This is a genomic window from Nocardioides sp. (assembly GCF_031422975.1).
In the GTDB taxonomy this organism is placed as follows: Bacteria; Actinomycetota; Actinomycetes; order Propionibacteriales; family Nocardioidaceae; genus Nocardioides.
The window spans coordinates 1-10,210 of record NZ_JANPEO010000357.1; the positions used below are offsets into that span (position 1 = coordinate 1).

Sequence of the window (10,210 nt, forward strand, 5' to 3'; positions counted from 1 at the left end):
TGGAGCGGTTGCCCTTGGCGAGCATCACCTTGGACCCACCAGCGGCCTGGAACTGCTCGACGTAGGAATCCATCCGACCGGCCGTCGTCGGGCCGAACGAGCCCGACGCCATCCCGGCGGGCGTCTCGGCCGGGCCTGCGTAGTAGACCGGGTGGTCGCGGAGGTAGGCCGGCATCTCCTCGCCCGCGTCGAGGCGCTCCTTGATCTTCGCGTGCGCGATGTCGCGAGCGACCACGAGCGGTCCGGTGAGCGAGAGCCGCGTCTTGACCGGGTGCTTCGAGAGCTCTGCGAGGATCGAGTCCATCGGCTGGTTGAGGTCGATCTCGACGACCTCGCCCGAGGAGATCTCGTCGGAGACGCCGGCGTCGGGCATGTAGTGCGCGGGGTCGGTCTCGAGCTGCTCGAGGAAGACGCCCTCGGCGGTGATCTTGCCCAGTGCCTGCCGGTCGGCCGAGCAGGAGACGGCGATGGCGACCGGGCAGGACGCGCCGTGGCGAGGGAGTCGGACGACCCGGACGTCGTGGCAGAAGTACTTCCCGCCGAACTGCGCCCCGATCCCGAAGGACTGCGTCAGCTTGAAGACCTCCTCCTCGAGCTCGAGGTCGCGGAAGCCGTGGGCATCCATCGAGCCTTCGGTGGGCAGGTTGTCGAGGTAGTGCGCGGAGGCGTACTTAGCGGTCTTCAGCGCGAACTCCGCGCTCGTCCCGCCGATGACGACGGCCAGGTGGTAGGGCGGACACGCGGCCGTCCCGAGCGCGCGGATCTTCTCGTCGAGGTAGGTCAGCAACCGCTCGGGGTTGAGGATCGCCTTGGTCTCCTGGAACAGGAACGACTTGTTGGCCGAGCCGCCGCCCTTGGCCATGAAGAGGAACTTGTACTCCGGGCCCTTCGGACCCTGGACGGTCGAGTAGATCTCGATCTGCGCCGGCAGGTTGGTGCCGGTGTTCTTCTCCTCGAACGTCGTCAACGGCGCCAGCTGGGAGTAGCGCAGGTTGAGCTTGGTGTAGGCGTCGTACACGCCCTTCGAGATCGCCTCGCCGTCGTCGGCGCCGGTCAGCACGCCCTCGGACTTCTTGCCCATCACGATCGCGGTGCCGGTGTCCTGGCACATCGGCAGCACGCCGCCGGCGGAGATGTTGACGTTCTTGAGCAGGTCGAGCGCGACGAAGCGGTCGTTCCCGCTGGCCTCCGGGTCGTCGATGATCTTGCGCAGCTGCGCGAGGTGCGCGGGCCGCAGGTAGTGGCTGATGTCGTGCATCGCCTCCGCGGTCAGCCGCTGGATCGCCTCGGGGGTGACCTTGAGGAACGTCTGGCTCTGCCCATCCTCCGTGGCCACCTCGATCGTGGACACGCCCTCGGTGGTGATCAGCCTGTACGGCGTCTCGTCGGCGCCCGTCGGGAGGAGGTCGGAATACCTGAACTCAGCTTCGCTCACGAGGGCTGAGGCTACCCCCGCCCGTCCCGCTCGGCCGAGCCCGTCCCGCCGCTGTCCCGGTGCGCGAACGGGGAGGACCTGAAGGCAAGTCGGGCAGCGACTTTTCGTCACCGTCGGCGCCCACGCCCCTACGCTGGGGGCATGGGTGAGCTGGAGGGGCACGATCCGACCCGCATGCGCATCTCCGATGCCGATCGGCACAAGGTCGCCGAGGTGCTGCGCGAGGCGGCGGGTCAGGGTCGCCTCGACCTGGACGAGCTCGACGAGCGGCTCGAGGCGACCTTCAACGCCAAGACGTACGCCGACCTGGTGCCGATCACCATCGACCTGCACCCGGCCACGTCGGCGGCCATCACCCCTGTTCATCGCTCGGCCGCCGGTCTGCCCGCCGTGCCCGGCCATGCCAGCTCGATCTCGATCATGGGCGAGTGCAAGCGGCGCGGGGTCTGGCAGGTGCCTGAGCACCATGCCGCCTTCGCCCTGATGGGCAGTGTGCTCCTGGACCTGCGGTTGGCCAGCCTTACCAGCCAGGACACGACCATCAACGCCAGCGCGATCATGGGTGAGGTGAAGGTGCTCGTCCCGGCCCACTTCAACGTGATCGTCGACGGCACGCCGATCATGGGTGACTACGGGCAGGGCAGGGACAAGGTGCCGGCCGAGATCGGTCCGGACTCCCCGACGATCCGGGTCAGGGGCATCGCCCTGATGGGCAGTGTCAACGTGACCCGGCTGCCACCACCCGGGACACCGAAGAAGATCCTCGGCACCTACTGAGACGTCGGGTTCCGGCTAGTCCGCCACCTGCTCGACGTGCACGAGCGTGATCGTCTCCGCGCGCCGGCGGGGGATCCAGTAGCCCCGAGTGGCCAGCACCGCGCCCAGCACGGGTGTCCCGCCCGTCGGGCCGTGCTCGGACAGCGCAACCGAACGGCTCACCGCGGCGGTGTCCACCGGGCCGCTCCACGTCAGTCGGTACGTCGCGTCGGGCACCAGCCCCGGGACCCGGACGATGATCCCTCGATTGGACGCCGACTCGTCGAGCTGGACGTGCGCCAGCAGCGCCTCGCCGCCGTCCTGGGCGACGACCCCGTGCAGCAGGACGGCCGGGTCGGGGCTCTCGGGACGCACCGTGCGTCCCGAGTGCAGCAGCGGCCGAAGGCGTTTGTGCAGGTCCACCCACGCGGTGAGCGCGACCAGCTCGTCCTCGCTGGCGGTGCTGAGGTCCCACTCGACGCCGAAGGCGCCGAAGAGGGCCGTGCCGGCCCGGAAGTCGAGCGGGAGCGTACGTCCCGTCTGATGGGCAACGGGCGCGCTGATGTGGGCGCCGAGGTATTCCGGTGCGACGAGCTGCGCCGTCCACCGCTGGATGTGCTGGCGCGCGAGTGCGTCGGTCATGTCGGAGGTCCACACCCGCTGGGTGCGCTCCAGGACACCGAGGTCGATCCGGCCGCCGCCCGACGCGCACGACTCCCAGTCGATGCTCGGGTGCAGCTCGCGCAGCGAGTCGAGCAGGCGGTAGAAGGCCAGCGTCTGCTCACGCACGGCCGAGCCTCCGCCGCGGACGGCCGAGCCCGCCTCGAGCAGCTCGCGGTTGTGGTCCCACTTGACGTAGTCGACCGGGCACGAGGACAACACGGCGTGCACCTGGTCGTGGACGTGCTGCCACACCTCCGGGCGGGTGAGGTCGAGCACCAGTTGGTTGCGGTTCAGCTGGGGCACCCGCGCCCCGGTGGAGAGGATCCAGTCGGGGTGGGTGCGATAGAGCTCGGAGTCGGGGTTGACCATCTCGGGCTCGAACCAGAGACCGAACTGCATGCCGAGTGAGTGGACGTGGTCGGCCAGCGGAGTCAGGCCGTCGGGCCAGACGTCGGCGTCGATCCACCAGTCGCCGAGCCCGGCGGTGTCGTCGCGGCGCCCGTGGAACCAGCCGTCGTCGAGGACGAAGCGCTCGATGCCCACGCGGGCGGCCCGCTCGGCGATCGAGCGCAGCCTCGCCTGGTCGTGGTCGAAGTAGACCGCCTCCCACACGTTCAGCACGACCGGCTGGATCCCGGGGTGCGCGGCCAGCGACCGCTCATAGGTGTGGAACGCGGCGGCCAGGCCGTCAAGCCCCTCCTCGGACGCGCCGAGGACGATCCACGGCGTGCGATAGCTCTCCCCCTGACCGAGGACGACCTCGCCCGGCTGGAAGAGCTCGCCGCCGCCCAGGGTCGTGCCCAGGTCGGGGGAGCGCTCCACCCGCAGGGTGCTGTTGCCGCTCCACGCGACGTGCACCCCGAGCACGGTGCCGGTGCGGGTGCTGAAGCCCGGAGTGCCGAGCACCATCAGCGTGGCGCCGCTCAGACCCGGCCGTCCCTCGCGACCCTCGCGCAACCACAGACCGTCGGTGACCTGGTGCCGCTGGGGCGTGCGCTCGCCCTCGTGCCGACCGGTGAAGTCCAGCAGCTCTGTGTGGTCGTCGGGAGCGGGCAACACGACCTCGAGGCCCTCGACGACGTAGCTGCCGTCCGCCGTGTTCGTCACCGTGTGCCGGCCGCGGAGCAGGCCCCCGGCCAGGACCTCGATCTCCGTCTCGAGGGTGAGGCCGGCGGCGGTGTCGACCGCGGCGATGCGCAGGTACGCCTGCTCCGTCTCGAGCTCCGAGCGCTCGAAGCGGGTGGACCAGGCGGCATCGGCGACGGGTGCGGCGTCCCCGCTTCTCGTACGCATCCGATGCCCGCGCAGATGTGGCCGCGTGAACAACTCGTGGGCGTGCTCGCCCAGGAGTGGGACCCCCGGGCCGCGGAACAGCGACGGGTAGCCGCTGGGACCGCCGGTGCCCGGCGCGACGATCCCCGTCCACAGCACACGAGGAAGGAAGTGGTCCGTGAGGTCGAGCTCCAGGCTCAGCTGCGGGCAGGGGAAGGGAACGGTGGCAGGGAAGAGCATGGAGACGATCCTCGTCGTTGGCACTGGGTGGAACCACAGGCGGGTACGCCGCCCGGCGAACACCAGCCGGGCGGCGTACCTCTTCTCAGCCCTTGACGGCGCCGGCGGTCAGCCCGCGCACGAAGAACCTCTGCAGCGACAAGAAGACGAGGATCGGCACGAGCATCGAGAACATGCCCGATGCGGTCACGAGCTCCTGGTTCTGGCCCTGCTGGCCGAGCAGTTGCGAGATCGAGACGGTCATGGGCGCCTTGTCACCAGGTCCCAGGAGCACCAGGGCGACGAGCAGGTCGTTCCAGACCCAGAGGAACTGGAAGATCGCGAACGACGCGAGCACCGGCACCGACATCGGCAGCACCAGTCGGAAGAACGTCTGGAAGTGACTGGCGCCGTCGATCTTGGCCGACTCGATCACGGTGAGGGGCAGGGTCGCCATGTAGTTGCGGATCATGAAGATCGCCAACGACATGCCGAAGCCGACGTGGAAGAGCCACACGGCCGGGAAGGTGCCACCCATGCCGAGGTCACGGTAGATCCGCAGCACCGGCACGAAGGACACGAAGTTGGGGACCACCAGCATGCCGACGATGACGACGAAGAGGATGTCGCGTCCCGGGAACTTCATGAAGGTGAAGGCGTACGCCGCGAACGCGGCGACCAGGATCGGGATGAACGTCGCCGGCAGGGCGATCGCCATGCTGTTGACGAACCCCTCGCCCAGGTTGGTGCCCTGGACGGCCTTCTGGTAGTTGTCGAAGGACAGGTCCCCGAAACCCGATGGCTTGAGGAACAGATCCCACCAACCGCTGCTGGCCGCGTCGTCGCGCGAGCGGAAGGACGTGAGCAGGATGCCGAGCGTGGGCAGGACCCACAACATCACCACCAGGGTCAGAGCGGCATAGGTGAACCAGCCGGCCTTGCCGGGGTTGCCTTCCTTGCCGGCCTTCTGGTTTGCGTTGAGCGGGGTCTTCGCGGGGGCGGCAGTGGTGGTCATCGTGCGGCCTCCTCGGCCCGGAAGTTACGCACCTGGTAGATCATGATCGGGATGATCGCGAGCATGAGCATCACGACGATGGCGGCGGCAGCGCCCTGGTTGTTGTTGTTGAAGAACTGCAGGTAGAACTCGTTGCCGATCACGTTGGTGTTGAAGTTGCCGTTGGTCATCACGAAGACGATGTCGAAGACCTTCATGACCCCGATGAGCACGGTGATGAAGACAGTGATGATGGTGCCCTTGATCTGCGGCAGCACGACGCGGAAGTAGACCTGGCGTTCGCCTGCACCGTCGATGCGGGCGGCCTCGAGGGTGTCACCGGGGACGCCCTTGACGGCCGCGGAGAGCAGCACCATCGCGAACCCGACGTTCATCCACAACAGCATGACCATCAGCAGGAAGCTGTTGAAGTGGAGGGTGTTCTCCTGCAGCCACGCCACGGGGCCCTGGCCGAAGGCGTCCAGGATGCCGTTGAGGAGGCCCACCTGCGGCCGACCCGGTGGGCGGTAGTCGTAGACCAGGCCCCACACCACGGCAGCACCCACCATGCTGATCGCCATCGGCATGAAGATCAGCGTCTTGACCGCGCTCTCGCTTCGCTTGGAGAGCCGGTCCGCGAGCACGGCGATGAGCAGTCCGAGGACGACCACCGCGGCTGGCACGAACGCGATCCAGAGCAGGGTGTTGAACAACGTCTGCCGGAAGGCCTCGCTGCCGAGGAGGTCCTTGTAGTTCTGCAGGCCCACCCAGTCCTCCGTGGGGAACCCGACCTTGGTCTTGAAGCTGTAGACGATCGTCTGGATCGCCGGGTAGATCACGAAGATCGTGATCGCGGCATAGGCGGGGAGGATGTAGAACCAGGGCTTGAGCCGCTCCTCGATCGGGTCGGGCAGCAGCTCCGAGATCTTGTTCAGGACCCAGTAGAGGGCAAGGGCCGCGCCCACGCCCGCCAGGACCGTCACGAGCGCGATGATTGTCTTCTCAAGCATGGTCGGACAGCCTTCCGGGAGAGGGAAGCCCACGGTGCCTGCGGAGCCCCGTCACCAGGGCTCCGCAGGCACGCCGTGAGCTTGGTGGATCAGCTGGCAGGCCAGCTGGCGTCGATGTTGGTGAGGGCCTTGTCGAGGTCCTCGTCACCATTGAGCCAGGCGGTCATCTCCTTCCAGAAGGAGCCGGCGCCGACCTCGGCGGGCATCGAGTCCGACCCGTCGAAGAGGAAGGCTGTGGAGTCGTAGGCCACCTTCGCGATCGTCCTCGTGGTGTCGCTCGGGTAGAGCGAGGCGTCGAAGTCGGTGTGCGGGGAGATGAACGACGACACAGGAGCCGCCTCGTTGCCGATGTCGGTCTCGGCCAGCAGGTTCATCGCCGTCTTGGCGTCCTCGGACTCGCTCATCAGCACCGCCAGGTCGCCACCACCGAGGACCGGGTTCTCGCCGCCGGCCTCCGCGGGCGGGAAGCCCATGACGCCGAGCTCTTCATCGAGGTTGGCGAACACCTCCTCGGGCAGGAAGTCCGGCCCGACGAAGAACGAGCCCTGCTTGAGCAACCAGCAGGCGGGTCCCTTCGCGTCGAACATCGGCTTGGCCGCCTCCGTGAAGGGGGTGGCGGTGATCGCGGTGCTGCCGCCCAGGACGTTGCCCTCGGTGAGCGCGACGTCCTCGAAGTAGCCCGCGGCCTGCTTCACGACGTCGGAGTCGAAGGGCATCTCGTGGCTGACCCACTGGTTGTAGCCGTCGACGCCGCCGTAGCGCATCACCAGGTCCTCCAGCCAGTCGGTCGCCACCCATCCGGTGGCGTCACCGGACTCCATGGTCAGGCACCACGGGGTGCCGCCGTCGGACTTGATCTGGTCGGCAAGCGCCGTCAGGTCGTCGAGCGACTCGGGTGCGGCGTAGCCGGCCTTCTCGAAGGCCTTCTTGGGGTAGAAGATCAGCGACTTCACGTTCATCGAGGTCAGCAGGCCGTAGAGCTTGCCGTCCACGGTGCCGGCATCGAGCGATCCGGGGACCATGCTGCTCTCGAGGGCGGCAGTGTCGAGCACGTCGTCGAGCGGGAAGGCAGCCCCGAGCTCGACGACCGAGGCCACGACGCCCGGCTGGGGGAGCAGGGCGATGTCGGGGGTGTCACCGGCCTGGATCTTGGTCTTGATCAGCTTGTCGATGCTGTCGACCCGCTCGATCTGGACCTCGATGCCGGCCTCGGACGCCTTGGCGTCCATCTGCTTTTGGATGCCGTCGACGACGGTCTGGTCCAGGCTCATCCAGATCGTGACCGGACCGCCGTCGCCACCGCCTCCGGAGCCGCTGTCGCTGCCGCACGAGGCGGCCGTCAGTGTGAGCGCTGTGGCGGCCAAGGTGGCCACCATCGTCCGCCTGGTTCGACGCTGGATGCGCATGGTCTTCCCTTCGTAGGTACGGCTTCTTCGATGCACGACGCGTAGTGGATCACTATCACGGAATGTGATAGAAACCACATGCTGAATCGTGTCAGCAGGATAGATGCCCCACCGGGTGGGGTGTCAAGACACAGATTGACAACGAAGCAGCACTGTCCGCGAAGCGCAAGCGCGAGGAGGTGTGGCGGTGGCAGTTCGCTCAGTGACCCTGGTGGACGTGGCCCGGCGCGCGGGCGTGTCGCGCACCACGGCCTCCTACGTCCTCAACGGTCGAGCCGAGCGCATGCGGATCGCGCCCTTGACGGTCGAGCGTGTGCGCTCCGCGGTCGCGGAGCTCGGCTACCGCCCCAACCGCAGCGCCCAGACCCTCCGCACGTCGACGACCAGCACCATCGGCGTGCTGTCCGACCACGTCGCGAGCGGCCACTACGCGAGCAGCATGCTGACGGGCGCCAGCGCTGCGGCTCGCCGTGCGGACCACTTGGTGGTGATCGGAGAGTCCGAGGGGGACGTCGACCTCGAGGCTCTGCACATCCAGGAGATGCTCGATCGTCAGGTCGACGGCATCGTCTATGCACGGCTGGTGACGTCCACCGTCATCGTGCCCGACAGCCTGCGCGACCAGCGCGTGGTGCTCTTGAACTGCGTCGACGAGCAGCGCTCCTATCCCGCCCTCCTCCCGGACGAACGAGCCGGCGCTCGCAGCGCCGTCGAGACACTGGCCGAGGCAGGCGTCGCCGGCGACGTGTGGGTCGTGGGCGATGATCCGACCCCCCACGCGCTGGCCGGTCCGCTCAGGATGGCGGGCATTCGGGAGGCACTCGACGAGCTGGGGACGCCACTGGCGGGAGTCGTCTCCTGCCCCTGGGCGGCGCGGGACGCGCACGACGCCGTGCACCACTGGCTGATGAGCGGCGTGCGGCCGGGGGCTCTGGTGTGTCTCAACGACCGGGTGGCGATGGGTGCCTACCAGGCGCTCGCGACGCACGGCCTCGACGTGCCGGGAGATGTCTCGGTGGTCTCCTTCGACGGCACCGAGCTGGCGACCTGGCTGCGGCCGCCGGTGGCCTCGGTCGAGCTGCCCTACACGGCGCTGGGCGAGCTGGCCGTCGAGGCCCTCACCGGGGCCGAGGAGCTGACACCCAGTATTCGCTGGGTGCCCATGGGCCTGGTGCCGGGCCGCTCGGTGCCGGATCGCGAGCGCCCATTCCACTGACCTCCAACCGACGCGCCCTCGATCGACGTGGCGCCCTCCAGGCCCTACTGTGACTCGGGTCACTTCACTACGGATCGTCCGGCACGTACCTGCCGGTGAAGGAGAAGACAATGGCAACAGTGACGTTCGAGAAGGCTCAGCGGTGGTATCCCGGTGCCGACGAGGCGGCAGTCCCCGGGATCGACCTGAAGATCAATGACGGCGAGTTCATGGTGCTCGTCGGTCCGTCCGGGTGCGGCAAGTCCACCACCTTGCGCATGCTCGCCGGCCTCGAAGAGGTCAACGACGGGCACATCTACATCGGGGACCGTGAGGTCACCAAGCTGCCGCCCAAGGACCGCGACATCGCGATGGTGTTCCAGAACTACGCGCTCTACCCGCACATGAGCGTCGAGGACAACATGGGCTTCGCGCTCAAGATGGCCAAGGTGCCCACGGACGAGCGCAAGAAGCGCGTTGCCGAGGCGGCCGAGATCCTCGGCCTCACCGAGTTCCTCCAGCGCAAGCCGAAGGCGCTCTCCGGCGGTCAGCGGCAGCGCGTGGCCATGGGTCGCGCCATCGTCCGGAACCCGCAGGTCTTCTGCATGGACGAGCCGCTGTCCAACCTGGACGCGAAGATGCGCGTGCAGACCCGCACCGACATCGCCCGGCTCCAGACCGACCTCGGTGTCACCACGGTCTACGTCACCCACGACCAGGTCGAGGCGATGACGATGGGTGACCGCGTCGCGGTGATGAAGCTGGGCATCCTCCAGCAGGTCGACACCCCGCTGCGGCTCTACGACAAGCCCGCCAACCTCTTCGTTGCCGGGTTCATCGGCTCGCCGCAGATGAATCTCCTCGAGGGCGTCGCCGCCGACGGGGTGGTGAGCGTGGGCGGCTACAGCGTGCCCGTCGACCCCGCGGCCGAGCGCAAGATGAACGGCCGCGTCACGGTCGGCGTGCGCCCGGAGAACTGGCGCATCGTCTCCGACGGGGAGGGCGGCCTCCCGGTCAAGGTCACCGTGGTCGAGGAACTGGGGGCTGACAGCTTCGTCTACGGCACGTGTGACGTGGAGGGCGTGCCCTCCAACGTCATCATCCGCATGACCGGGCGGCACCACCCGCACAAGGGCGAGATGCTCTACGTCACGACCGACCCGCAGCACGTGCACGTATTCGACACCGACACGGGCGAACGGCTCTCCGACTGACGTTCTGCCGGCTGACAGTCCACGACGAGGCGCCCGACCACCCGAG

At 68.1% G+C, this 10,210-nt stretch carries 8 protein-coding genes; 3 read left to right on the top strand and 5 right to left on the bottom strand.

The genetic code is table 11. The features are described 5' to 3' along the window. On the bottom strand, positions 1 to 1,435 hold a 1,435-nt coding region (locus tag RMO85_RS10835; RefSeq protein ID WP_310528736.1), incomplete at its 3' end, for a fumarate hydratase. Between the two features lie 141 nt (positions 1,436 to 1,576). Here RMO85_RS10835 and RMO85_RS10840 point away from each other — a divergent pair. After that, positions 1,577 to 2,212, top strand: coding sequence for a DUF1707 domain-containing protein (locus tag RMO85_RS10840; protein WP_310528737.1), 636 nt, complete (start codon positions 1,577 to 1,579; stop codon positions 2,210 to 2,212). 15 nt (positions 2,213 to 2,227) lie between these two features. Here the strand turns inward: RMO85_RS10840 and RMO85_RS10845 are convergent, their stop codons facing one another. The 4 genes from RMO85_RS10845 to RMO85_RS10860 all read right to left on the bottom strand — a co-directional run bounded on the left by RMO85_RS10845 (position 2,228) and on the right by RMO85_RS10860 (position 7,755). Next, complete coding sequence (locus RMO85_RS10845; protein ID WP_310528738.1) at positions 2,228 to 4,366, bottom strand: alpha-galactosidase; 2,139 nt, start codon at positions 4,364 to 4,366, stop codon at positions 2,228 to 2,230. Between the two features lie 85 nt (positions 4,367 to 4,451). Beyond that, on the bottom strand, positions 4,452 to 5,360 hold the full coding sequence (locus tag RMO85_RS10850; RefSeq protein ID WP_310528739.1) for a carbohydrate ABC transporter permease: 909 nt from the start codon (positions 5,358 to 5,360) through the stop codon (positions 4,452 to 4,454). Continuing rightward, a complete protein-coding gene (locus tag RMO85_RS10855; protein ID WP_310528740.1) occupies positions 5,357 to 6,349 on the bottom strand; it encodes a sugar ABC transporter permease in 993 nt (330 codons plus the stop codon). Before RMO85_RS10855 ends, RMO85_RS10850 begins: the two co-directional genes overlap by 4 nt. A gap of 89 nt (positions 6,350 to 6,438) precedes the next feature. Then, positions 6,439 to 7,755: an ABC transporter substrate-binding protein gene (locus tag RMO85_RS10860; RefSeq protein ID WP_310528741.1), complete on the bottom strand. Its 1,317-nt coding sequence runs from the start codon at positions 7,753 to 7,755 to the stop codon at positions 6,439 to 6,441. A gap of 187 nt (positions 7,756 to 7,942) precedes the next feature. Between RMO85_RS10860 and RMO85_RS10865 the strand changes: the two genes are divergently transcribed. Continuing rightward, positions 7,943 to 8,971, top strand: coding sequence for a LacI family DNA-binding transcriptional regulator (locus RMO85_RS10865; RefSeq protein ID WP_310528742.1), 1,029 nt, complete (start codon positions 7,943 to 7,945; stop codon positions 8,969 to 8,971). A 110-nt stretch (positions 8,972 to 9,081) separates the two neighbouring features. Then, the gene (locus RMO85_RS10870; protein ID WP_310528743.1) at positions 9,082 to 10,164 is read left to right on the top strand and encodes a sn-glycerol-3-phosphate ABC transporter ATP-binding protein UgpC; all 1,083 of its coding nucleotides are present in this window, start codon (positions 9,082 to 9,084) and stop codon (positions 10,162 to 10,164) included. The last annotated feature ends 46 nt before the right edge of the window (positions 10,165 to 10,210 follow it).

Coding starts and splice junctions, on each gene's coding strand:
- RMO85_RS10860 (WP_310528741.1), bottom strand. CDS start 7,755: ATGCGCATCCAGCGTCGAACCAGGCGGACGATGGTGGCCACCTTGGCC.
- RMO85_RS10840 (WP_310528737.1), top strand. CDS start 1,577: ATGGGTGAGCTGGAGGGGCACGATCCGACCCGCATGCGCATCTCCGAT.
- RMO85_RS10850 (WP_310528739.1), bottom strand. CDS start 5,360: ATGACCACCACTGCCGCCCCCGCGAAGACCCCGCTCAACGCAAACCAG.
- RMO85_RS10845 (WP_310528738.1), bottom strand. CDS start 4,366: ATGCTCTTCCCTGCCACCGTTCCCTTCCCCTGCCCGCAGCTGAGCCTG.
- RMO85_RS10855 (WP_310528740.1), bottom strand. CDS start 6,349: ATGCTTGAGAAGACAATCATCGCGCTCGTGACGGTCCTGGCGGGCGTG.
- RMO85_RS10870 (WP_310528743.1), top strand. CDS start 9,082: ATGGCAACAGTGACGTTCGAGAAGGCTCAGCGGTGGTATCCCGGTGCC.